General features: G+C 45.2%; 22 protein-coding genes. 12 read left to right on the top strand and 10 right to left on the bottom strand.

Going from position 1 to position 24,376, the window contains the following annotated elements:
- The first annotated feature begins 51 nt into the window (after positions 1-51).
- From OCU35_RS12860 to OCU35_RS12840, 5 genes are all read left to right on the top strand, one after another.
- Positions 52-1,605, top strand: coding sequence for an ABC transporter substrate-binding protein (locus tag OCU35_RS12860; RefSeq protein WP_102367308.1), 1,554 nt, complete (start codon positions 52-54; stop codon positions 1,603-1,605).
- 177 nt (positions 1,606-1,782) lie between these two features.
- On the top strand, positions 1,783-2,760 hold the full coding sequence (locus OCU35_RS12855) for an ABC transporter permease (RefSeq protein WP_102499022.1): 978 nt from the start codon (positions 1,783-1,785) through the stop codon (positions 2,758-2,760).
- A 2-nt stretch (positions 2,761-2,762) separates the two neighbouring features.
- Complete coding sequence (locus OCU35_RS12850) at positions 2,763-3,701, top strand: ABC transporter permease (RefSeq protein ID WP_017029309.1); 939 nt, start codon at positions 2,763-2,765, stop codon at positions 3,699-3,701.
- Positions 3,702-3,827: 126 nt separating this feature from the next.
- The gene (locus tag OCU35_RS12845; protein ID WP_261825464.1) at positions 3,828-5,333 is read left to right on the top strand and encodes an aryl-sulfate sulfotransferase; all 1,506 of its coding nucleotides are present in this window, start codon (positions 3,828-3,830) and stop codon (positions 5,331-5,333) included.
- 152 nt (positions 5,334-5,485) lie between these two features.
- Positions 5,486-5,899: a hypothetical protein gene (locus tag OCU35_RS12840; RefSeq protein WP_017029310.1), complete on the top strand. Its 414-nt coding sequence runs from the start codon at positions 5,486-5,488 to the stop codon at positions 5,897-5,899.
- Between the two features lie 49 nt (positions 5,900-5,948).
- Here the strand turns inward: OCU35_RS12840 and gorA are convergent, their stop codons facing one another.
- The gene (gene gorA / locus OCU35_RS12835) at positions 5,949-7,304 is read right to left on the bottom strand and encodes a glutathione-disulfide reductase (RefSeq protein WP_102490373.1); all 1,356 of its coding nucleotides are present in this window, start codon (positions 7,302-7,304) and stop codon (positions 5,949-5,951) included.
- A gap of 47 nt (positions 7,305-7,351) precedes the next feature.
- Complete coding sequence (locus OCU35_RS12830) at positions 7,352-8,191, bottom strand: 23S rRNA (adenine(2030)-N(6))-methyltransferase RlmJ (RefSeq protein WP_017029312.1); 840 nt, start codon at positions 8,189-8,191, stop codon at positions 7,352-7,354.
- A 116-nt stretch (positions 8,192-8,307) separates the two neighbouring features.
- On the opposite strand from OCU35_RS12830, the gene prlC reads away from it, so the two are divergent.
- Positions 8,308-10,350 carry an oligopeptidase A gene (prlC, locus tag OCU35_RS12825; protein ID WP_261825463.1) on the top strand — a complete coding sequence of 681 codons (2,043 nt, stop codon included), beginning with the start codon at positions 8,308-8,310 and terminating at the stop codon, positions 10,348-10,350.
- A gap of 46 nt (positions 10,351-10,396) precedes the next feature.
- Here prlC and asnC read toward each other — a convergent pair whose 3' ends face one another.
- On the bottom strand, positions 10,397-10,858 hold the full coding sequence (asnC, locus tag OCU35_RS12820) for a transcriptional regulator AsnC (protein WP_017029314.1): 462 nt from the start codon (positions 10,856-10,858) through the stop codon (positions 10,397-10,399).
- 88 nt (positions 10,859-10,946) lie between these two features.
- On the opposite strand from asnC, the gene OCU35_RS12815 reads away from it, so the two are divergent.
- On the top strand, positions 10,947-11,729 hold the full coding sequence (locus OCU35_RS12815) for a class I SAM-dependent methyltransferase (RefSeq protein WP_017242679.1): 783 nt from the start codon (positions 10,947-10,949) through the stop codon (positions 11,727-11,729).
- Positions 11,730-11,835: 106 nt separating this feature from the next.
- Positions 11,836-12,375, top strand: coding sequence for a hypothetical protein (locus OCU35_RS12810; protein ID WP_261825462.1), 540 nt, complete (start codon positions 11,836-11,838; stop codon positions 12,373-12,375).
- Positions 12,376-12,427: 52 nt separating this feature from the next.
- Here the strand turns inward: OCU35_RS12810 and OCU35_RS12805 are convergent, their stop codons facing one another.
- Positions 12,428-12,853: a universal stress protein gene (locus OCU35_RS12805; RefSeq protein ID WP_017029317.1), complete on the bottom strand. Its 426-nt coding sequence runs from the start codon at positions 12,851-12,853 to the stop codon at positions 12,428-12,430.
- A 212-nt stretch (positions 12,854-13,065) separates the two neighbouring features.
- Between OCU35_RS12805 and ftnA the strand changes: the two genes are divergently transcribed.
- From ftnA to OCU35_RS12790, 3 genes are all read left to right on the top strand, one after another.
- Positions 13,066-13,593 (top strand): non-heme ferritin, encoded by a 528-nt coding sequence (gene ftnA / locus OCU35_RS12800; RefSeq protein ID WP_017029318.1) that lies wholly within the window; start codon positions 13,066-13,068, stop codon positions 13,591-13,593.
- Between the two features lie 77 nt (positions 13,594-13,670).
- On the top strand, positions 13,671-13,994 hold the full coding sequence (uspB, locus tag OCU35_RS12795) for a universal stress protein UspB (protein WP_017029319.1): 324 nt from the start codon (positions 13,671-13,673) through the stop codon (positions 13,992-13,994).
- A gap of 109 nt (positions 13,995-14,103) precedes the next feature.
- Positions 14,104-15,291 (top strand): BaiN/RdsA family NAD(P)/FAD-dependent oxidoreductase, encoded by a 1,188-nt coding sequence (locus tag OCU35_RS12790; RefSeq protein WP_261825461.1) that lies wholly within the window; start codon positions 14,104-14,106, stop codon positions 15,289-15,291.
- Between the two features lie 130 nt (positions 15,292-15,421).
- On the opposite strand, the gene OCU35_RS12785 is transcribed toward OCU35_RS12790, so the two are convergent.
- Positions 15,422-15,727, bottom strand: a complete 306-nt coding sequence (locus tag OCU35_RS12785) for a hypothetical protein (protein ID WP_240494788.1) — start codon at positions 15,725-15,727, stop codon at positions 15,422-15,424.
- A gap of 265 nt (positions 15,728-15,992) precedes the next feature.
- Here OCU35_RS12785 and OCU35_RS12780 point away from each other — a divergent pair, with 265 nt between their 5' ends.
- Positions 15,993-16,763 carry a substrate-binding periplasmic protein gene (locus OCU35_RS12780; RefSeq protein WP_102334650.1) on the top strand — a complete coding sequence of 257 codons (771 nt, stop codon included), beginning with the start codon at positions 15,993-15,995 and terminating at the stop codon, positions 16,761-16,763.
- Positions 16,764-16,833: 70 nt separating this feature from the next.
- Here the strand turns inward: OCU35_RS12780 and OCU35_RS12775 are convergent, their stop codons facing one another.
- The 5 genes from OCU35_RS12775 to OCU35_RS12755 all read right to left on the bottom strand — a co-directional run bounded on the left by OCU35_RS12775 (position 16,834) and on the right by OCU35_RS12755 (position 24,372).
- Positions 16,834-20,274: a hypothetical protein gene (locus OCU35_RS12775; RefSeq protein WP_261825460.1), complete on the bottom strand. Its 3,441-nt coding sequence runs from the start codon at positions 20,272-20,274 to the stop codon at positions 16,834-16,836.
- A 104-nt stretch (positions 20,275-20,378) separates the two neighbouring features.
- Entirely contained in the window at positions 20,379-21,383 is a 1,005-nt protein-coding gene (locus OCU35_RS12770) for a LacI family DNA-binding transcriptional regulator (protein WP_261825459.1), read from the bottom strand.
- Between the two features lie 44 nt (positions 21,384-21,427).
- The gene (locus tag OCU35_RS12765; RefSeq protein WP_017029325.1) at positions 21,428-22,411 is read right to left on the bottom strand and encodes an ABC transporter ATP-binding protein; all 984 of its coding nucleotides are present in this window, start codon (positions 22,409-22,411) and stop codon (positions 21,428-21,430) included.
- Between the two features lie 21 nt (positions 22,412-22,432).
- Positions 22,433-23,392, bottom strand: a complete 960-nt coding sequence (locus OCU35_RS12760; RefSeq protein WP_017033026.1) for an ABC transporter ATP-binding protein — start codon at positions 23,390-23,392, stop codon at positions 22,433-22,435.
- Positions 23,389-24,372 (bottom strand): ABC transporter permease, encoded by a 984-nt coding sequence (locus OCU35_RS12755; protein ID WP_017029327.1) that lies wholly within the window; start codon positions 24,370-24,372, stop codon positions 23,389-23,391. Before OCU35_RS12755 ends, OCU35_RS12760 begins: the two co-directional genes overlap by 4 nt.
- Positions 24,373-24,376 lie beyond the last annotated feature (4 nt).

Genomic DNA, 24,376 nt, shown 5'->3' with positions numbered 1-24,376 from the left:
TACACAGCAAACACAATATAGGGATTCCATCCCGCATGAAGGAGATATGCAATGAAAACCATTAAGACCAAATTGGCTGTAGCACTTGCAGCCGCTGGCCTTGCTTTTGGCGCTGCCGCTGCCGACATCAAAGTTGCTTACGATGCTGACCCAGTATCTCTAGATCCACAAGAGCAACTATCTGGTGGTACGCTTCAACTTTCTCACATGATTTTTGACCCATTGGTACGTTATAAGCAGGATCTGTCGTTTGAACCTCGCTTGGCAACTAAGTGGGAGCGCGTAAATGATACAACAATGCGTTTTACTTTGCGTGAAGGCGTTAAATTCCACTCAGGTAACACACTGACTGCCGACGACGTAGTTTGGACTTTCGACCGTTTGAAAAATTCTCCAGACTTTAAAGCAATCTTCGCACCGTTTGAGAAGGTTGTTAAAGTTGATGAAAACACGTTTGACCTTGTATCCAAAGGCGCTTTCCCGCTAGTTCTACAAACAGCGACCTACATTTTCCCAATGGATAGCAAGTTCTACTCAGGTAAAACTGAAGACGGTCAAGACAAGTCTGAGATCGTGAAACACGGTAACTCTTTTGCTTCTACTAACGTTTCAGGTACAGGTCCTTTCATCGTTACCGCTCGTGAGCAAGGCGTGAAGGTAGACTTCAAGCGCTTTGACGGCTACTGGGATACAGAGTCAAAAGGTAACGTTGAAAATCTAACGCTAGTGCCTATCAAAGAAGACGCAACTCGTGTTGCTGCTCTGCTTTCTGGCGGCGTAGACATGATTGCTCCAGTTTCTCCGAACGACCATCAGCGTGTGGAATCAGCAAAAGATGTTGAACTCGTGACTCTACCGGGTACACGCCTAATTTCGTTCCAAATGAACCAAGAGAGCAACCCTGCGCTTAAAGACGTTCGTGTTCGTCAAGCTATCGTATACGCAATCAACAACGACGGTATCGCGAAGAAGATCATGAAAGGCTTTGCAACGACTGCTGGTCAGCAAGGTCCTGAAGGTTACGCGGGTTATGACGCAGACCTTAAGCCTCGCTACGATCTGAAGAAAGCGAAAGAGCTAATGAAAGAAGCGGGCTACGAAGATGGCTTCTCTCTAACTATGATCGCACCCAACAACCGTTACGTGAACGATGCGAAAATCGCTCAAGCAGCGGCTGCAATGCTAGCTAAGATCGGCATTCGTGTTGACTTGAAGACTATGCCTAAAGCGCAATACTGGCCTGAGTTCGATAAGTGTGCAGCAGACATGCTAATGATTGGCTGGCACGCAGATACTGAAGATTCAGCGAACTTCTCTGAATTCCTAACTATGACTCGTAACGAAGAGACAGGTAAAGGTCAGTACAACTGTGGTCACTATTCGAACCCTGAAATGGACAAGCTAGTTGAAGCGGCTAACGTAGAAACTGATCCAGCGAAGCGTGCACAGATGCTGCAACAAGTAGAGAAGACTCTTTACGATGACGCTGCATACGTTCCTCTACACTGGCAGAACCTAGCGTGGGGCGCAAAGTCTAACGTTGAGATTACACCAATCGTAAACGCAATGAACTTCCCTTACTTTGGCGACCTAGTTGTTAAGTAAGAAGTAGCAATACGAATAAAGGCATCCATTAGAAATAATCGGTGTGCCTCTGTTGCCTACGAGCAACGCTTTTAAAAGCGCGGTAATGCGGTTTTCGGTGCCTGGCCTTGTTTCAGTCGGGTCAGGTACCATTTTTAAGGCTGAAAATTTGATAGATTGGAAAAAAGGGGCAAAGGAATGTTTTCGTTTCTAGTCAAGCGCCTATATCAGGCACTGGTAGTGATGTTTGTGATCAGTTTGGTGGCGTTTGCTATCCAAGATAATCTTGGTGATCCCTTACGTGAATTAGTTGGTCAGTCGGTATCTGAATCGGAGCGTCAAGCGCTGCGTGATGACCTTGGTCTGAACGACCCGTTTGTCACTAAATATACCCGCTTTATCACTGCAGCAGTGCAGGGTGATTTAGGTACTTCATATTTCTTTAAGCGTCCAGCTGTGGACGTTATCTTGGACAAGCTGGTTGCGACTCTAGAGCTCGTATTCGGTGCAACACTCATTATTGTTGTGCTGTCGATTCCGCTTGGCGTTTATTCCGCTATAAATCCTAAAAGTTTCTTTACCAAGGTCGTCATGGCGATGAGCTCGGTGGGTATTTCTATACCCGTATTCCTAACAGCAATCATGCTGATGTACATCTTCTCGATAACCTTAGGGTGGTTGCCTTCCTACGGTCGAGGCGAAACAGCGAACGTACTTGGGTGGCAGTCTGGCTTCTTCACTGTAGATGGCATTAAACACTTAATATTGCCGTGTGTTTCACTGGCTTCTATTATGCTTCCACTGTTCATTCGCCTAGTGCGCTCTGAAATGCTTGAAGTGCTTAGCTCGGAATACATCAAATTTGGTAAGGCAAAAGGCCTACCACTGAAGAAAATTCATTATCAACATGCACTTAAAAATACCCTTTTACCGGTATTAACGGTAGGTGGTGTACAGATTGGTACTATGGTGGCATACACCATTCTTACTGAGACTGTATTCCAATGGCCAGGCACAGGATTCTTGTTCCTTGAAGCGATCAACCGTGTAGATACACCGTTAATCACAGCTTACGTAATCTTCGTAGGTCTGATTTTCGTGGTAACTAACACCATCGTTGACTTGCTATACGGCCTAATCAACCCAACCGTGAACATTACTGGTAAAGGAGCATAATCATGGAACAGACAACACAAGCTCCAGGTCGCTGGGAGCGTTTTAAAAACTCGGATATCGTTTACTATTTCTTGCGTGACAAAGTGGCTATGTTCAGTGCTTTCGTCTTCGCTTGCTTCTTGGTAGCAGCACTAGCAGCACCGATTATTGCGCCGTCAGACCCTTATGATTTGATGTCTATCGATATCATGGATTCAGAACTTCCTCCTTCATGGATGGAAGGTGGTGAGTCGCACTTTGTCTTAGGTACCGATGAGCAAGGCCGTGATATCTTCTCAACGATCTTGTATGGCTCAAGACTGTCACTGACAATCGGTTTCCTAGCCGTAGGCCTACAGCTGATTCTGGGTATCGTTATCGGTCTATCAGCGGGTTACTTCGGTGGCCGCATTGATAGCTTCCTGATGCGCTTTGCCGATATTCAGCTTTCGTTCTCAACCATGATGGTAGCGATTATTGTTTCCGCCATCTTTAAGGCGAGCTTTGGCAGTGCCTTCTATAGCGAATATGCAGTAGTGATGCTGGTCGTGATCATTGGTGTGGCGGAATGGCCACAGTATGCGCGTACCATTCGTGCTTCGGTACTGGCAGAGAAGAAGAAAGAATACGTAGAAGCGGCGCGCGTGATGGGCTTTAAAGCACCACGCATCATGTTCCGCCACATTCTCCCTAACTGTCTATCACCAATCTTGGTTATCTCAACGGTACAGATTGCGAACGCAATCATGTCTGAGGCGGCACTGTCGTTCCTTGGCCTAGGTCTACCAGTTGACCAACCTTCTCTGGGCGCGTTGATCAGCACAGGCTTTAACTACATCTTCTCTGGTGCATGGTGGATTACAGCCTTCCCAGGTATCGTTCTAGTAACCTTGGTATTGGTTATCAACCTACTGGGTGACTGGTTACGTGATGTATTTAACCCGAAATTGTATAAGGGTTAATATCGAGTATCTGTGATGCAAAAAGAGCTACAGTGATGTAGCTCTTTTTTTATCTGAAATATCTGCAGAAGTTACCACTTGTACTATGATTCAGAGTGAGAATGATCTGCGACATGGAGGTCGTAAGTGAATGTGAAATATGCTTTTATTTCTATAGCATTGCTCTTTTTAGTAGGTTGTAACGACAACGACAACGACAGTGCTCAAACAATGGCTGATGAAGTCAGAGAACAATTGATGATTTCAGAGGCTGATACAGCATCTTCGGTTTTTATTTCTAGCTTAAATTTAGAGGTCCCTACAGAAAACATCTCTGCTGTGGAATTCAGTATTGCACCCAAGGATGGCTCTTTTAGTGAGGCTATCTCTGCTCAATATAAAATATCCTCATTAAATTATAACGATGCAAGTTTGATGCTTCCTATTTGGGGTATGTATGAGAACTTTGATAACTCTATTGAAGTAACACTGTACTTTCAAGATGACTCTAAAATCAGTGATACTGTGATCTTGACTGCGCCACCGTATGTAGACTCAAATGAGATCTTTGATCGGATAATAAAAAATGAGAGCCCTACTAACGAGGGTATTTCTTTTAGCTACTTTTACTTGGAAAATAATACGGATCAAGGCCCCGTTATCGTAGATATTGATGGCAATGTTCGCTGGACCTTTAACCCTGAGATGCTTTCTGAGCCTGGTCATTACAGAGCTGCATACTTCACATCAGGAGGCTTCAAGGTTCAAAATGGAAATAAATTAATAACTTTGAATCTGGATGGAACTATTTCGGAGGTGTTGATTTCGGCCGATGGCTTATCAGATATAGTTCCGCACCACGAAACCACCGTTGGAAAACGTGGTTATTTGCTCAACATTAATACTACTAAAAGCGGCGTAAATATTGTAGAAGCTATCGTGATTGAAGTGGATGGTAACGGCCAACTTATTCAAGAATGGGATTTTGGTGAAATAATCTCTAATTACATGCTCGAAAATGGCGATGATCCATCTACTTTTGTTATAGACGGTGTTGATTGGTTTCATATGAACTCTGCAATTTATGATCCAAGTGATGACTCAATAATTGCATCTAGCCGAGAAAACTTTGTGATTAAAGTTGATTATGAAACCAAGAAGATCATTTGGATATTAGGCGATGAAACAAAGTATTGGGCGACTTTTCCATCTCTTCTTACCCTTTCTCTATCTTCAAACGACATAAAACCAATGGGAGAGCATGCGCTTTCTTTAGTAAATGGAGAGTTGATGCTTTTCAACAATGGTCAAGCTAGCTTTAATCAACCAGACGGCGCTCCTGTAGGTGAAACTTTAAGCTCAAGTTTAGGAATGAAGTGGGCTATCGATATGGGCAACATGACGGCTACTAATACGTGGACTTATGACAGTGGTCTTTATAGTGATATTTGTTCAAGTATCTATGAGAAAGAAGGTGATCACTTAGTAACCTATTCTTCAGTTGATAGACGTGACCCGAGCTTGAGCCGTGCTATATTCAGGGGAATAGATGCTTCACAGAATGTTTTATTCGAGTTCGAGCACTCGAATAAGGGCGGTGCTTGTGTTACTTGGAATAGTGATATCCTCAACCTTAGTAATCTTAATTTTTGATGCAATAGCCTGACGTGAATTCGTCAGGCGTTTTTTATTGCGCCAGAACAAGGCTATACGCAACAGCTTGCTAATTATTGGCGAATAACCCTACTCTCAACTAGTCTTTCGGAAGTGATTGTTTTTAATATAATTAGAGGGTTATAAGCAAAATGACGCTAATAAAGTTACCCCTAGTGTGTTCAGTGTTTATTTGGCTAGTTGCGTCTGTGAATGTCCAGGCCGGCAATTTTTTGTGCTCCGCTACTCAAGAGTCTTTTGATAAGCCCGCATTGCTGGGAGAGGAGTGCCCAATAGGTGTATCGTTGTGGGGAAAAACCAAGCCACAATACAACAAGTCGACCTTTTGGATACAGTGTGGCTTTTTTCCTGAAGAGCTCACCCTAGATCAGGTGAATCAGATTTACCCTAACGTTTCTGCCTCTATCTGGAATAAAGCTGAATCAAAGGGGCGACGCTGCTTAATTGGACCTTATGATGATTTCGAACAAGTGAATCTTGAAGTCACACAGCTTAGAACCATTGAAGGGTTTGAAAAGTCCTTTATTCGTGAAGTCGAAAAATAAAAAAAAGGATGGCCTAGGCCATCCTTTTTAATATTGCCGCAGTTGGCAATTATCTCATGGTAACAAACTCTTCAGAGCCTGTTGGGTGGATAGCCACTACAGAATCGAAGTCTGCCTTAGTTGCGCCCATCTTCATCGCTACAGCGAAGCCCTGAATCATCTCATCAACAGTAAAGCCGATACCGTGTAGACCCACCACTTTTTCGTTGTCGCCCGCACAGACTAGCTTCATTTTACATGGCTGACGATGCTTGGTGACTGCGGTGTACATAGCGGTGAAGCCAGAGGTGTAAACCTTCACGTTCTCTTTGCCGTACTGCTCAATCGCTTCTTGCTCAGTCAGACCAATAGTGCCAATTGGTGGGTGGCTGAAGACGACGGTTGGAACTAGGTCGTAGTCCATTTTCGCATCAGTCTTGTTGTTAAATAGACGCTCAGATAGTTGGCGACCCGCTTTAACCGCAACAGGCGTTAGCTCAATACCACCCTCCATGATGTCGCCAACACAGTAGATGCCTTTAACATTAGTCTCTTGGTACTCATCAACCTTGATGTAGCCACGGTCGTTGGTTGCAACGCCAGTGTTGCTAAGATTGATCGCATCAGTGGCAGGGTGGCGACCGATAGCCCAGATTAGCTCGTCCACGTTGTGGGTGTTGCCGTTCTCTAGGTGCAGGGTTAGGCTGCCGTCCGCTTCTTTTACCACTTCTTTTGGTACAGAGTGAGTATGTAGCGTTGGGCCTTCTGCTGCCATTACTTCGGTCAGTGTCTCTATGATCATTGGATCGAAGCTACGTAGCGGAGACTCTTTACGCACAAACAGGTCTGTTTGTGTGCCAAGGGCGCTCAGTACGCCTGCGATCTCAACGGCAATGTAGCCAGCGCCAACCACAGCAACGCGCTTAGGTTGCGCCTCTAGGTCGAAGAAGCCATTAGAGTCGATACCATGCTCAGCACCAGGGATGTTAGGGATAGTTGGACGACCACCCACTGCAATTAGGATGTGATCAGCTGTGTATTGCTCACCATCAACCTCAACGGTTTTCTCGTCAACGAACTTTGCAAAGCCCTTGATCACATTCACTTTATTGTTACCAAGAACACGGTCATATGACTGATGGATACGGCCAATATACGCTTGGCGGTTTTCAACAAGCTTTGACCACTGAAAGTCTTTCAGGTCTACATCAAAGCCGTAGTCTTCTGCGTAAAGGTTAATAGCTTCAGCAACTTGCGCGCCATGCCACATTACTTTCTTTGGCACACAGCCAACGTTTACACAGGTGCCACCAAGGTCTTTCGCTTCGATGAGAGCGACCTTAGCGCCATACATAGATGCACGGTTAGCTGATGCAATACCGCCACTACCGCCACCAATACAGATGTAGTCAAAATGAGTTGCCATTGAGTTCTCCAAAATCCTTGTAGTCTTTTTAGTTATATTGGGTGAATTTATTCGGGTACAACCCATTCAACCTTAAAATGTCCTGTTGCGGGTGCAATCGCTTGTTTTAATACAGGCAAGATGGCTTGCATCTGGCTTTCAAGCTTCCAAGGCGGATTGACAATGATCATGCCTGACGCTGTCATGCCTCTTTCGTTGGTATCTGGCGATACACCCATTTCGATTTGTAATATCTTGCGAATGCCAAGGCCTTGTAAGCCCTTCAGCATATCGTCGATATCATAGCGATTAACTACAGGGTACCAGATTGCGTAAATACCTGTTGCCCAGCGCTTATAACTTTGTGCGATAGCTTGTACGACATCGCGATATTCTTTAGCCAATTCGTACGGAGGATCAATAAGTACTAATCCACGACGCTCTCTTGGCGGTAAGCTACCCTTTAAGCGAGCGAAGCCATCTTCTTTAAAGATCTTAACTTGGCGGTCACGGTGGAACTCCTGCTCTAGCAGGGGAAAGTCGCTAGGGTGTAACTCAGTTAACACCATGCGATCACCGCGACGAAGTTGAGCTCGAGCGACGCGAGGAGAGCCAGGGTAGTACCTCAGCTCATCACCTTCATTGAGGGTGCGAATTGAATCAAGGTAGCTCTCTAATTCTTCAGGCAAATCAGCTTGCTGCCAAAGCTTCGCGATACCTTGTTTGTATTCGCCGGTTTTTTCTGACCATTCATGGGTCAGATCGTAACGGCCTACACCTGAATGAGTGTCGTGATAGACAAAAGGCTTGTCTTTCTGCTTTAAGGCGTCAAGTATAAGACTTTGTACAATGTGTTTAACCACATCGGCATGATTTCCAGCATGAAAACTGTGACGGTAGCTGAGCAAGGTGACTCCCCAAGTGAGTATGTGATGGGACTAATCCACATTATACTCGACTATTGAATTTTGCATAAGTCGTCACTATGTAAACTCTTATAAGACGAAAATAAAAGGGACCCTCTATGTCTAACCCGCTTCTCAATATTACGGATTTACCGCATTTCTCCGAGATCAAGCCAGAGCATGTTAAACCTGCTGTGGAAAAGGCAATTGCGGATTGCCGACACAAGGTAGACGACGTTCTAAAAGATAACGACAACCCAACTTGGGAAAACGTCTGCTTGCCATTGGATGAAGTGGACTCAGTTCTTTCACGCCTTTGGTCACCAGTGAGTCATTTGAACTCAGTAGCCAACAGTGAGGAGCTTCGTGAAGCCTATGAGAGCTGCTTGCCACTGCTATCTGAATACGGCACATGGTTAGGTCAGCATAAGGGGCTTTATGAGGCTTACAAAGCGATCAAAGCAGACTCAAGCTTTGACGGTCTGAGCCAAGCGAAGAAGAAAACCATCAAAGATGCACTGCGCGATTTTGAATTGTCGGGCATTGGTCTTCCAGCCGATGAGCAGCATCGCTATGGTGAGATCAGTAAGCGCCTGTCTGAGCTTGGGTCTAAGTTTTCTAACAATGTACTTGATGCCACTATGGGGTGGAGTAAGCACATTGAGGACGTGAATGAGCTTGCGGGCATGCCAGAATCGGCATTGGAAGCAGCCAAAGCGGCGGCACAAGCAAAAGATCTAGAGGGCTACCTACTTACGCTAGACATCCCTTCTTACGTTCCCGTTTTAACCTACTGCGACAATCAAGAACTACGTAAAGAAATGTATGAGTCATACAATACTCGTGCATCCGATCGTGGACCGAATGCGGGCAAGTGGGACAATACTGAGATCATTGCTGAGCAGCTAAAACTGCGCCACGAGATCTCTCGCATGCTAGGTTTCTCTACTTATAGTGAACGCTCACTTGCTACTAAAATGGCAGAGACCACCGATCAGGTACTTGGCTTCTTAAATGACCTTGCTAGTAAGGCTAAGCCTCAGGGCGAGAAAGAAGTAGAAGAGCTGCGTCAGTTTGCAGAAAAAGAATTTGGCGTCACCGAACTTAACCTTTGGGATATCGCTTACTACAGCGAAAAACAAAAGCAAAATCTGTTCAGTATTTCAGACGAAGACTTGCGCCCTTATTTCCCAGAAAACAAAGTGGTTTCTGGCCTATTTGAGGTGCTTGAGCGTGTGTTTGGCATGCAAGTGAAAGAGCGACAAGATGTGGATGTTTGGCACGAGTCAGTGCGCTTCTTTGATATCTTGACCATTGATGGCGAATTGCGTGGCAGTTTCTACCTAGACTTGTATGCCCGAGAGCATAAGCGTGGTGGTGCTTGGATGGACGAGTGTCGCGTGCGCCGCACAACGTCATCGGGTGAATTGGAAACGCCAGTGGCTTACCTAACTTGTAACTTTAACAAGCCGGTGGGGGATAAACCTGCGCTGTTTACTCATAACGAAGTAACGACGCTATTCCATGAGTTTGGCCACGGTATTCACCACATGCTTACTCAGATTGATGTTTCGTCTGTGTCTGGCATCAATGGCGTGCCATGGGATGCGGTTGAACTGCCAAGTCAGTTCCTAGAGAACTGGTGCTGGGAAGAAGAGGCGCTGTCGTTCATCTCAGGTCACTATGAAACGGGTGAGCCTCTACCAAAAGAAATGCTGGATAAGATGCTAGCGGCGAAAAACTTCCAGTCGGCGATGTTTATTCTGCGTCAGCTAGAGTTTGGACTGTTTGATTTTACTCTACACACCGAGTTTGATCCTGATATTGGCGCGCGAGTGCTTGAAACCTTGGCAGAAGTTAAGCAAAAGGTCGCAGTATTACCAAGCCTAGAGTGGAACCGTTTCTCTCATGCATTTAGTCATATCTTTGCCGGTGGATACAGTGCGGGCTATTACAGCTATCTGTGGGCAGAAGTGCTGTCTGCGGATGCGTACTCTCGTTTTGAAGAAGAGGGCATCTTCAACAAAGAGACAGGACAAAGCTTCCTGAATAACATCCTAGAGATGGGGGGCAGTGAGGAACCTATGGAGCTATTTAAGCGCTTCCGTGGTCGTGAGCCGCAAATTGATGCCTTGCTAAGACATGCAGGTATCGGGGCTTAATCCTCGTTAACTCTCTATAAGCCATCTCAAATTGAGGTGGCTTTTTTTATGGGTTCACATTGCGGTTGATTGGATTTTGTAGCGAGATAAGGGTTTCGGTAGATTGCACCTCATCGATGGCCTGCAATTTATTGATCAGGACATGCTGCAACTCTTCAATAGAGCGGCACATTAACTTAACGAAGATGCTGTAGGCGCCAGTGGTGTAATACGCTTCGACGACCTCATCTAGGGCGTTGAGCTTCTCTAGCGCTGAATGGTAGTCCTTGGCCGCATTCAAGTTGATGCCGATAAAACAGCACACGTCATAGCCCAATTTTTTGGTATTGACGATAACCTCTGTACCTTCAATGACCTCAGCAGCTCTCATTTTTTCAATTCGAACATGAATGGTGGCAGGGCTAACATTAAATCGCTTGCCCATCTCTGCATAGGGAGTACGGGCGTCCTCCATCAGTGTTTTTAGGATATCTTTATCGAGCTGGTCGAGCATAGGGTTTTGGTTCATTGGGGTTCCTTAAGAGACACAGATAACAAGAATGCGGTAAACTAACGGATATCCTAATCAGGTCGACAGACCCCTAAACTTTAGAGAGATGACGTTGCAGATTCAACTTCTAGCGCAGTCCGAAGACAAACAATTACAGATCCAAGCATTGGCGGAGCGCTGGGGCTTGCAACATGATCCTGATAGTCAGTTTGCCTTGCAGTTAGGCGAGCGTCTAGAACTAAAAAAGCTGGATGAGCCTAAACTAGGGTCAATCTTCGTGGACTTTGCTGGTGGAGCCGTGGCGCATCGCCGTAAATTTGGTGGTGGTAAAGGGCAATCTATTGCAAAAGCCGCGGGTCTCAACAAGGGCGCGACGCCGTGTGTGTTAGATGCGACAGCAGGCCTTGGCCGCGATGCCTTTGTGTTGGCCTCTCTAGGCTGCAAGGTGCAGATGATTGAGCGCAACCCTGTGGTTGCGGCTTTGCTTGATGATGGCCTTTCTCGAGCAAAGCTGGACCCTGAGATTGGTGGTTGGGTTAGCGAGCGTATGTCGCTATTGCACGCCTCGAGCCTAGATGCACTGTCGCAGTTAGCTGAGGATAACGAATTTCAACGACCTGATGTTATCTATCTTGACCCTATGTACCCTCACCCAGAAAACAAAAAGAAAAGCGCGCAAATCAAAAAAGAGATGCGAGTGTTTCAGACCTTAGTTGGCCCCGATCAAGATGCGGACGGTCTTCTTGAGCCTGCTTTGCAGCTTGCCACGAAACGAGTCATTGTGAAAAGACCTGACTACGCCAACTGGCTGAATGAGAAGAAACCAAGCATGGCCATCGAAACTAAGAAAAATCGTTTTGATGTTTATGTCTTGTCTTCAATGACTTAGCTCAAAGGTCAAAAATAAATAGTTGAATTACTGCGGTGAAATCGCTATATGTAAGTAATAATCATTATTAATTGCATTTGAGTGACGAGGCTTTATGAGTAAGAAAATGTGCAAATTTAATCGCCGAACGATAGAGGGCAGCTTAGGGGCTATCTATTCTATTGTGGCGGAGCCAAAATTTGTGTGTCGCTCTTGCGCTCGTGTAGCAAGTAGTGATGAAAACCTGTGTAAGCCTAGCCCAATTCCACCTCAAGCATGCCGCAATAAGATTGCAGGACCTATTTTAGAGCCGGCCGTCGAAGACTGTGTGTTGCTAGCTGAAGCAAAGGCGACAAACACCATTACCGAAATATCATCGGCTAAAAACAAATCGGAAAAGAAAAAACAGATTAAGCCAGTGATCGAAGTGGCGGAAAATGCAGAGCAAGACACTATTGCGGATGAAGAAGTACAGTGTCAGTTGAGCAACAAACAGCTCAAGAAGCAGCGTAAGATGCTGAAGAAGCAGGCGAAAATGTACAAGAAGCTGAACAAGATTTTACGCAAAGAGAAAAAGCTTACCAAGAAGAGAAGTAAGCTAGACGCACACCTTAATGAGGTGGTTGAGGCTACCTCTATTCGCGTAGCCTCAAATCATCTCCATTAATTCCAGAGCTATCCTAGAACCAACTTAGAACTGTTCCAGAACTGTCCCAGAACTAATCTTGAAGCGGTACCACCAATAGGTCGATAGGCATGTCATGAATCATGTGGCGAGTGTTGGAAAGCAACTTGCCCCAGAAGTCGTGATGGTGTCCACAGACAACCAAATCAAACCCTCTTTCTTTTATCGCATCTGAAAGTTCTTCGACCAGATCACCACGTCCCACGAGTGTGTTACTCACTGGATAATCGAGTTTTTCGCTCAAATCTTGTAGCTTTTGAGTGGAAAGCTTAGTGGTCGCGCTCTGACTATCAACCAAATTAACTTCAATCAGTCCTGTGTAGACTTCACTATAGTTAACGTCGATATGAATAAAAGAAAGCTCAGCATCAAGAGCTTTGGCAAGCTTGGCTGCTCGATTAGCTAAGTACTCACTATGATCCCCTAAGTCTAGGGCAACAACGATATGTTTATAGCTCATGATAGGCTCCTTATTCGGGCAATAGAGAATGTATCCTTAATTTCATTCTAGCAGGGCGAGACATATTTTTTGCTGAAGTGATCTGAAGTTGAAGTATTCGACTAACAAAAGAAAGAGAATTTTGATTTAGGGCAAAGTCTGTTAATTTAGACACATAGCCACATGGTATATTGGCTGAATGACATTAGAGCTATTAAGAAGAGGAACGTCTTATGCTGTCGGAACAGATGGTTGAAAATTTAAACGCACAAATAAACCTAGAATTTTTCTCATCCAATCTATACTTACAAATGAGTGCTTGGTGTGAAGATAAAGGTTTCGAGGGTGCAGCAGAGTTTATGCGCAAACATGCCACCGAAGAAATGGAGCATATGCAACGCTTGTTCACTTATGTGAGTGAGACTGGGGCGATGCCAATTCTCGGTGCAATAGATGCGCCAAAGCATGAGTTTGCTAGCCTTGGAGAGGTTTTCCGTGAGACCTACGAGCATGAGTGCATGATCACCGAAAAGATCAATAAGCTTGCTCACGTGGCTTTCACAAGCCAAGACTACTCAACGTTCAATTTCTTACAGTGGTATGTGGCAGAGCAACACGAAGAAGAGAAATTGTTTAAAGGGATTTTAGACAAGCTAGAGTTGGTTGGTGAAAATGGTCAAGCACTGTTCTTCATTGATAAAGACCTAGCAATTATGGCTAAAGAAGGTTCAACCTCTATCATGGATGTGGCAGCTGAGTAACTTATCCGTACTCGACTAAACAACTGATTCACACTGGTTGTCTTGCCATTTCCTAGAGAGTGTAGGGAGGAAAAGAGATGATCAGTGGGGATTTGATTATTTTTGCGCTTATGATCGTAACTGCGGTCAATTGTATGCGTTATATCAGTACATTAAGGGCACTTATCTTTGTGATGCGCGAAGCGCACCCTTTACTCTACCAGCAAGTCGATGGCCGAGGGTTTTTCACTACTCAAGGTAATGTCGTCAAACAGTTCAGACTTTTCCATTACCTCAAGAGCAAAGAATATTCCCAGCATCATGATCCGGTGTTTGTCGACAAGTGCGACAAGGTTAGAGAGCTCTTTATTCTCAGTTGCGCATTGCTTTTTGTCACCTTAGTGGCGGCTTTCAGCGTTTAATTATTAATCTTGTTTGTATCTCTACCCTGCATCTGGGTAGAATGTGCGCCTTTGTAAGGGTATGCGGTTTTCGCATGCCCTTTTTGTATGACCTCCCGAGATGTAGAAAATGAGTGAACACTTTGATGTCGTGATTATTGGTGCTGGTGCCGCAGGCCTGATGTGTGCTGCTGAAGCGGGCAAGCGAGCTAGGCGAGTACTAGTGGTTGATCATGCTAAAAAACCAGGGCGTAAGATTCTCATCTCAGGTGGTGGCCGCTGTAACTTTAGCAACTACGATGTTTCCCCTTCCAATTTCATCTGTAGTAATCCCCATTTCGTGAAATCGGCATTGTCGCAGTACACCAATTGGGATTTTATCTCTATGGTGAGTAAGCATGGCATCGAGTTTGAAGAGCGTGACCATGGGCAGTTGTTTTGCGTGGATTCTGCGAAGCAAATTGTAAAAATGCTACTTGATGAGTGTGACTCGCAGTATGTACAGTTTCAATACCAGGTAGCGGTAAGCAATATTGAGAAAACAGAATCGGGCTATACGCTCCTAGCCAATGGCAAACCGATCAGCTGTGAATCATTGGTCGTCGCGACAGGTGGTCTATCTATGCCTAAACTTGGGGCGACACCTTTTGGCTATCAGATCGCCGAACAATTTGGCTTGGATGTGGTACCCACCACTGCAGGTTTAGTGCCATTTACTCTGCATAAGCAAGACAAGCTGGATTTCAGTGAGCTGTCTGGAATTGCGATTCCTGCAGAGATTACTGCAGAAGATGGCACTGTCTTCAAAGAGGCATTGCTGTTTACGCATAGAGGGCTTTCTGGACCATCAGTGTTGCAGATCTCATCGTATTGGCGTGCAGGACAAAAGGTAACTGTCAATTTAGTGCCTGAGGCTGATGTTACTGAACTGCTGGCGCAGAACCGAGAAAAGCATCCTAACCAATCTCTAAAAAATACCCTATCTAAGGTACTGCCAAAGCGCTTAATTGAGGTGTTGATTGAGCGTAAACAGCTAGTCGATAAACCTCTAAAGCAATTGAATCACAAAGAGTACGACCAAGTCGTTGATGCACTTGAAGGCTGGCAGATTGTGCCTAATGGCACTGAAGGCTATCGAACTGCGGAGGTCACTCTAGGCGGCGTAGACACCAATCATCTTTCGTCTAAAACCATGGAGTGTAAAACCCACTCTGGTTTGTACTTCATTGGCGAGGTTATGGACGTAACGGGATGGCTTGGGGGCTTTAACTTCTGCTGGTGTTGGAGTTCGGGCTACGTGGCTGGGCAGAACGTTTAGACATAACTTGTTGAATTGACGGGGGAGCGTTCGTACTTCATTGTTTTTTGGGTAATATCTGAGGCTGAACCTTCTTAGCCGTAATGCTTAATATCACCCTTGCAGTACGAACACGAATGCGCCTGTCGAATTAAACAATATGCTTACCCATTTTTAGATAGTTTTTCTGTGCGTTTAAATAGGCTGCTTTTTGTATTTTTAGCTCGGCTTGCATCTTTGAAATTTCTTCAGCGTGAGTGTTGCGCGCAGTCATCGGAAGTTGCTGGTAGAAGTGGTTTTTTACGGCTAGTTCGCCTTTGATTGCATCATAGCTTCTTTCTGCGTTTATATAAGCATAAAGGTGTTCGCTCATCTGTTGAAGCCTTGCACTTTTCTCACTCGCTTCTTTTTTAGCTGCCTTGATTTTTTTTATGCACACAGTACCGGTAGTGCTCACGATGCTAAATACTGAAGTGAATGCAACTAGGCTTAACAACATTTCTTATACTCGTCTGGCTATTTATCGTACGGGCGTGCATTTTGCCACTGTTTGAAAATTAATCAACGCATTTGTATGACAATTTAACTTTCCATTTTTATGCCCCTTTAGCATATCGAAGAAGGTTCTCAAATTAAGTCTCTGATAACCCTGATAGATCACACAAGAAAGCGCTTACTTTTGCGATAATTGGAGAAAGAAAATTTTTTGCTTGGGAACAGAAATGATCAGCTTTTGGAATGGAAATAAGTCACCTTCTCGTCAAGAACATGAGTTTGAGGTACTGCAACTTGCTTTAGGTACAACTGAGGTCAGCAATGACTTAACGGATTACCCTGACGCTAAAGACGAAGGCAATATCTTCAATCTAGGCGCTGATGCTCTGGTAACTGTTGCTGGGAACACTAAGTTTGATCCGCATGCCTTTTTACCCGTGAATCACCCCTTGTGCATGGGATTGCTTGGGCATCGAATCCTGATTGTTCGTCGTCAAGATGTCAGCACATTTTCGGGTATCACTGAAGATGATTTAAAAAGCTTGAAGGCGGGAATTCCTGCAACTTGGGCTGATGCCGATTTATTTCGTAGCAACGGCTATCAAGTCTTTGAGCAAGGTTCTTTGGATACCATCTTTGCTGATCTGCAATTGGGCTTATGTGATTATGTCGCTCTCGGGGCCAACGAAGTGCAGGCGATTTATCATGAATTTGCTGAGCAATTTGAAGGGTTAGTCATCGAGCCATCCATGATGCTCTACTATCCATTTCCATTGGTTTTCTATGTGCACCCTGAAAAAGAGCAGCTCGCGACTAAGATAAATAATGGTTTGGAACAGAGCCGTAATAGTGGTGCGTTGAGAGCCTTGTTTGATAAGCATTATGGTCAGACGGTTACCGATATGAATTTGTTATCTCGCAGGCAGATAGAGCTTGATAACCCTCTGCTTCCAAAGACTTTTTCTGGCTTTAGTTCAGAGCTTTGTACAAGTAAATAAGCAATTGGATCATGGCAAACAAAAAAGGCCTCAGCATTGTGCTGAGGCCTTTGTTTTTCAATGGTTTTTGTTAGCTACGCAGAGCCGCCTTCGCCACTGTGCAGCGTACCTGAGAGACTTTTCCAGAACGACTGAATAGCTCTTGGCACACCTCAGCGGTTAGACCACTATTTGGCATTGCTACTACCGAACCACCTTCATAGATGACCTCAACAGAGGTTTCGCTATCAGATGCAACTTGGTACACAAACGGCACTTGGCAGTAAGTGAAGGCTAGTTGGCCAACGGTTAGAGGGATCTCTTTGGTTTCGCCCTGAAGATCAAGGTAGCTAAAGGTTACAGCTTCATTCAAGAACTCACTGCTGTTAAGGAGTGAAGGGTTTAACTGAATCGCTCCCTCTTTGACTTCAATACCAAGCTCTACAAAGCGAGTAATGATCTCTTCTTTTACCTGTCCTGTCATACCCGGTTGCTGTGCGCCCGCTTGTTTAGGGGTATGCGAGTATGGGTCAGTAGGGAAGGCACCATAGTTGCTTGCTGTCTTGTTGAAACCAATACCTTCACGAACGCGGTAGTAGTAATCAGCAAGGGCTTTGGTTACTTCGCTATCAGCATCTTGCTCTAGCGCTAGTAAGTAGTTCTCTTGCACCGCCAACAGTAGTTTGGACACCATGTGCCAATAGATACAACCTAAGCCTTCATAACCAAACATGGTACCAGAGCGACCAGTAAAGGCCTTGTGGTTGAATACCTGTTCGTAAAGGGCGTTGATCTCTTGCCACTGAGCCTCTGTTGCCTCTGGGTAGTCACCCTTGACGCTATTGATAGCTGCATTTAAGTAGTCACGGTTTTCAAAGCTCGCATTAAAGTGGAAGTTGTCAGCTGTGCTTTGTTGAACAAGGCGCTTATCACCCTTTTCTACCATTGCGTTCAGAAGACTAGAGTCAGCAATTTGCTGTTTGGTGACTTGGTTTTTCTCCATGAATGGAGTTAGGTCACGATCAGGGTAAAGCATGAAGCTCTTCTGGTCCTGACGGTACATGTCACTAGCGTACAGCTTGTCTAACAATTGCTTAGTTTCTTGAGGCTCAAGAAGACCAGAACTCAATACCGCTACCTGACCTTCTAGCATCGGGTACAGTTCTTCTACTGTCACGCTGTCTTTTGCGTAAGAGATAATGTTGTAGGCGTTGTACAGACCATCTTCACGAAGGTTGTTACGAATACTCTTATCGAGAACCGTTAAGCTTACGTTCAGTAGCTTGCTGATCTCTGCCGTATCTACGGTTTCTTTGCTACCAAAGCTACCAGTAGGGTATACATTGTTGCGATAATCAGCGGCTGCTTGCGCTAGTGATACAAGAACGTCGTACCTTAGCTTAGGGGTTACTTCGCCTGCAGTGATAGAGGTTTCAGCGTCGGCTAAGATAGCTTCAATTGCGACCATCCAATCACGTACTTGAGTTGATAGTTGCGTGTACTGAGGAGCTTCAGCAAGCATTTGCTGCATGAAAGATACATAGCGACGCATGTAGTAAAGCGTAACCATAGACAAGCCATTACCAACGATGGCGTTATTGGCATCGTTCCACTCAGGACGTTGAGTATTTAGCCAGATACCACCATCAAGCACTAGGTTGCTTAGTTTAGAGAGTAGAGGAACTAAGATTTTCTCTAGTAGGTTAACCATGTAAACAGAGTCATCGCTGTTTAGAACTAACTTACCATCGCTGCCTAGTTCAGCCACTTTGCGCTCGATCAGAGACTGTTTTTCGTTGTTAAAATTAACAGTATCTTTCGGGTTGGCAAACAAACCATCCACATCACAAATTTCGTAAGGTACGTTCGCGTAGCTGTACGTCTCTGTATTTAGCAGCGCGATCAAGTCGTCGTGTTCAAACTTATTGGCTAGTTCTAGGAACTTAAGCAAGTAGATGATCTGATGGTCACCCCAGTAGCCAATGTTGCTCCACTCATCTTCTGGATCAAGAAGCTCCCAATCAATACCATCTTTAGTAATGCGGTAAGGGTTAAAGCCATCAACAGTTGATGCGTTAACAAACTTAGCGATGAATGATTTGATGAAGCCAGGGTAGCTGAGTGCCATCGCTTCCCAGTTTTGGAAGATGTCACGCCAGTTGCCTTGATAAGACAGCAGGCGATCGCCTTGCTCATCTTTGAGTTTGATTTCGTAATGGTTCCAAGGACGGCTTGGGTCACCATGACGACGGCCAAACGTTAACGGCAGATACTCATAGGCAAGGCGAACAAGTTGTTGATCATCTGTTTGTTTTGCACGAGAGACTAATTCTGCGTGAGTAAAGCTATCGGCAAGTTCAGCAAAGAAACCTTGATGCTTTGCTACTACCGTTTGGTTAGCGTTACGCATGGTTTTTACTACGTCGGCTTTATCCAAGGTGTAGTTGTTTTCGACTACGCCGCCACGCATGTTATTGAACAGTACGTTAGCGTAGTGGTGAACAGAGGTGCTTTCTTCTGCTGTTAGCTGCCATGCATCGGCACCTGACATCAAAGAGACCAATTCTTTTTGGTTATCTTCGATACTTGAAAGGACTTGTTTGCGAATATCGTTAGGCACCGCAATCTGAGTATTCAGTGCAGTAATATCGCTATGGTTCTTGTCGATGTCAGCGGCGATAACCCAAGAGTTTGTTTGATTGCCTTCTAACTTAATTGTTTTATGAATCAGGTAGCTACCACGTTGACCCTTAGTTAAGGTCTCGTCCTGAATTGGCAGTCCTTTTCTAAATGCGGCGATTTGCGTGCTAGTCAGTAGGATCTGATTCGCGTCATCATCAAGGCTAAATACAGTCGTTGCAAGTAGGGACTCTGCAGGATCTGCGCGGTCGCTGAGTTTTGCATACATGGTGTATAGCGCTAAAGGAGAACCTTGCTGACGCTCATTCCATTTGTACGCATCAACTAAGGCACTTCTTGTTTGCAAGGCACCTAAAGGGGCACCTGGTGGCAATAGGTTTTGCAGGCCATCGAGCAGCTCAATCTCGCGGTCATCGCCAGAAAGATCGGTTAATTGTGATTGGCGGATAAAGCCAAATTGCTCACTGGTGTTCCAGCTGTATTGGAATTGTAGCTTCAAAGAGTGGTTGATCTCTTCAAAGATAATCTTGTCACCGATGCTGTTTTTGTAGAGGTTACGCTCTACTTGATACAGGCCATCATGGAAGGTATTGAACGGTTCCCATAAAGAAGCACCTGAACTGGTTTTTACTTTAAAGATCGACTTTGCACCGGTGTTTTCGGCGCTTTCATGAATATAGTCCACTGACTTGTACGGGAACAAAGCGTTTTCTGGGCGGATACGACCAGCAGAAAGGCTACCTGTAGAAGAGATGAACAGCCAGTGATCGCTTGCTGAAACGACACTGATAAAAAATGGGTTCATGTGGTCGACATTGGATATCTTGTAGTAGCGTTCGCCATCAAGGTTGACGAACTTTCCATCCACGTCTTGTAGAGTATTGTGTTCCATATTTCAGGCCCTTTTAGGATTTTTGAAAGCGCTTACTTTTTTACGCTATTGTTTTTATATCGCTATATCCGAGGTAGTAGCCTCTGATATAGACCCTTTATTCATTAAATAATTGAGTGAACAGAGTTGCGCTTCACTAGTTCAGGATTGAAGCGTTTTTGCACAGGTAGCTTGCTTCCATTTAGCTGATTCAACAGCATGTTGGTTGCATTGATGCCGATTTCTCTAATTGGATAGTTTACTGTGGTCAGCGTCGGTCGAATGTAACGGCAGTAAACACTGTCATCAAAACCAATAACGGATATGTCTTTGCCAACAACCAGGTTTCTTCGATCGCACTCGTCATAGGTAGCCATTGCGATATTGTCATTTTGGCAGAGGACAGCGGTAACTTGTGGGTGCTCATCAAGGAGTTGTTTTGCCTGTCTTTTGTTTAGCTCGCTTTCCGTCTCGTAAGTACCGTGATAGACGTAGTCCATACTCGGTTCGATACCCGCTTCCTTAATGGCTCTGTGATATCCGATTAAACGCTCTCGACAGTCCATTTTATCCATATCACCGGTAATGATACCGATATGGCGATGACCCAACTCAATAAGGTGTTTAGATGCAAGATAACCGCCCAGCTCATTGTCGATATAAAAGCATTGCTCTGAAATCTCTTCAATGTGCCTGTTGACGACCACTAATGGACGGTCATGTTTAGCTAGCTTGATTAGGTCTTCATCTTCCAGTTTGTCGGCATGAACGATAAGCCCATCGACGCGCCTAGAATCAAGGAAGTGCAAAGACTCAGCTTCAACCTTTTTATCCATATGACCGCAGGTTGCGATCAAATGCAGATTGGCATCGCGAGTCTTTTTTTCTACTTCTTTCATAAGGTTGCCAAAGAAGGAGCCCTCTAAGGCCCCTACTAAAACACCGATACTATTAGAACGATTAGAAGCCAAAGCCTTGGCAATGGAGTTAGGTTGAAACCCTAACTCGTTGATTGCATTGTAAACTTTCTCTTTGTTCGCCTCTTTTACTGTGCTGTGGTTATTCAAAACACGGGATACCGTGGCTTGAGACACTTTGGCAAATTCGGCAACTTCTTTTATCGTAATCATGTTCTAATCTTATCTATCTCAGAGAAGAAAACTATCTGTCTGAATTATTCGTAGTTATGGCAACGGATAAAGTGATCATCTGCCAACTGTCTAATTTCTGGGAATGATTTGTCACACTGCTCGCTTGCTTTAGGGCAGCGAGGTGCAAAAGGACATCCTACGCTTTCTGGTTTCCAAAGAGGAATCTCACCCTTCTTCGCGTCCAGTTCACGTCGTCCACCACGACCAGGCTCTGGTACCGCAGATAATAATAGCTGCGTATACGGATGCTGAGGCGTTTGTGTCACTTTGTCACTGTTACCCCACTCAACCATGTGGCCTACATACATTACCGCAGTTTTCTCAGCAAAGTAGCGAGCAGTGGCAATATCGTGAGTGATGTACATAAACGAGATGCCGTGCTTGTCTTTTAGGTCCGACATTAGGTTCAAGATACCTAAGCGAACGGACACGTCTAGCATTGAAATAGGCTCATCGGCCAAGATAACTTCTGGGTCAACCGCAATTGCACGAGCAATAGCAACACGCTGACGCTGACCACCACTGAGTTCGTGAGGGAATTTATCGGCAGTTTCCACTACTGGTGATAGACCGACTAGCTCAAGCAGTTGGTATACCAAGGTATCAATGTTCTCTTTGCCTACACGATTATGGATCTGTAGTGGGCGAGCAATGTGGTGGTAGATAGAGTGCACTGGGTTTAGAGAGCCAAACGGGTCTTGGAAGATCATCTGAACCTGACGAGCGTACTCTAGGCTGCCATTTTCTTTGATGTACTGATCAATTGGCTGACCCTTAAACTCAATGTCGCCACCTGTGGCTTCATAGATGCGGGTTAGAACGCGAGCGCCAGTACTCTTACCTGAGCCAGACTCACCAACAATAGCCAGAGCTTCGCCTTTACAAAGGTCAAATGACACATCATTAACGGCGCGCATGTAGGCGCCTTTTTTCTTGCTGCTACCAACAGGAAAGTCTTTGATTAGGTTCTTAATCGAAAGAATTACGTCAGGGGTATTAGTTTGCATAGTTTTCCCTTTTCTTCTCAATTACAGCAAGTTACATGCAGCATGGTGGTGTGGAAGCACTTCAATAAGCTGCGGTTCAGTCTTCATACAGTCAGCGAAGCATTCGCTACAGCGGTCTTGGAAGTTACAACCTTGAGGTATCTTAAGCAGGTTAACTGGGTTACCTGGGATACCGTGTAGGCGTGTTTTAGGACCGTGAATACTTGGGAATGAAGAAACCAAGCCTTTGGTGTACGGGTGAACTGGGTCGCGGAATACTTTTTCAGCTTCACCAATTTCAATCAGGTTACCTGCGTACATCACGCCAATGCGGTCTGCAATCTCACCCATCAAGCTCAAGTCATGGCTGATGAACAAAATAGAGAAGCCAAATTTTGTTTTTAAGTCGTACAGTTCATTTAGGATTTCGCGTTCTACTACCACATCAAGCGCAGTTGTAGGCTCATCCATAATGATCAGCTTTGGTTCAAGTGCTAGAGCAATCGCGATGACCACACGTTGACGCATGCCACCTGATAGTTGGTGTGGGAAGCTCGATAGACGATCCCCATGAATGCCTACAATCTTTAGCAGCTCAACGGCTTTTTCACGAGCTTCTTTTAGAGTGACTCTCTTGTGCGCTAGAATCACGTCAGTAAGCTGCTCACCAATAGTGATTACTGGGTTCAAAGAGTTCATTGCACTCTGGAATACCACTGAGGTTTCGTTCCAACGGAACTCACGCAGCGCCTTGTCATTCATCTTCAGAATGTCTGTGCCCTTGTAAAGGATTTCGCCTTCAGAGATCAACGCTGGTGCTTTATGTAGTCGAGCGATAGCAAATGCTAGCGTGCTCTTACCACAGCCTGATTCACCTGCGATGCCCAAGGTTTCGCCTGGTTTGATTTCTAGACTGACATTGTTTACTGCACGTGCAACACCGTTTGGCGACACGTAATCAACACATAGGTTGTTAATTTCTAATAGAGGTTGTTGGTTCATGCTAGGCCTCGACGTTTGTCAGCGTCTTTCTTCATTTTCGCCCATAGCTTCATATGAGCACCAGTTTTCAGTTTCGGGTTACTTACTTGGTCAATCGACATGTTGATTAGTGCTAGTGCACCACCTGTGATTGCTAGAGCAAGAGCTGGAACAATCATTTCCCACCAAGCGCCAGTATAAAGAGCCGCTGAAGTTTGTGCCCAGTACAGCATTGAGCCCCAGCTCACTTCTGTTGAGTCGCCTAGACCAAGGATGCCTAGACCTGCTTCTGCGCCCATTGCGTAGATAACTGCGCCAAGGAAACCACCGAAAACGATAGACGTTAGGTTTGGTAGAATCTCTACAAGGATGATGCGAATCTTTGACTCACCCATTACCTCAGCTGAGATGATGTATTCTTTGTGTCTTAGTGCCATGGTTTGCGAACGGATAACACGTGCCCCCCATGGCCAGGATGTGAGTCCGAGTAACAAGGTTATGACTAATGAGCTGACCTGTCCGAGGAAGGCGGCGAGTACAATTAGCAGCGGTAGCTGAGGGAAAACCAAGAATACGTTAGTGACGAAGTTCATCCACTCATCAACTTTGCCACCTAGGTAGCCAGAAGTCACACCAACTGCTACAGCAAGAGTCATTGCAATAATGCCAGCAGACAGAGCAACAGTTAGCGATTTCTTACCACCGTGTAACACTTGGCTGTATACATCGCGACCACTACGCGTCGTACCCATGATATGTTCAGCGCTTGGCTCTAAGTGAGCGCGAGCTACGCGTCGCTCAGGGTCGTGTGTTACTAGTACTGGTGAGAAAAGTGCACCAGCTAAGATGATAGTAATTAGGAAAGTACCAATAATTGCCGGTGGATTTCCGTTAAAGAAGTCTTGTAGAGTCCCTTTAAGCTTGCGCAGTGTCGTTGCTAGACCTCGCGCACGACCTGTAGGGAACTCGGACGTATCAATATGTGCAGTTAACTTTTTCATTATC

The sequence above is a fragment of the Vibrio breoganii genome (genome assembly GCF_024346795.1).
Classification (GTDB): domain Bacteria; phylum Pseudomonadota; class Gammaproteobacteria; order Enterobacterales; family Vibrionaceae; genus Vibrio; species Vibrio breoganii.
This window is presented reverse-complemented; position numbering and strand designations above follow the sequence as displayed.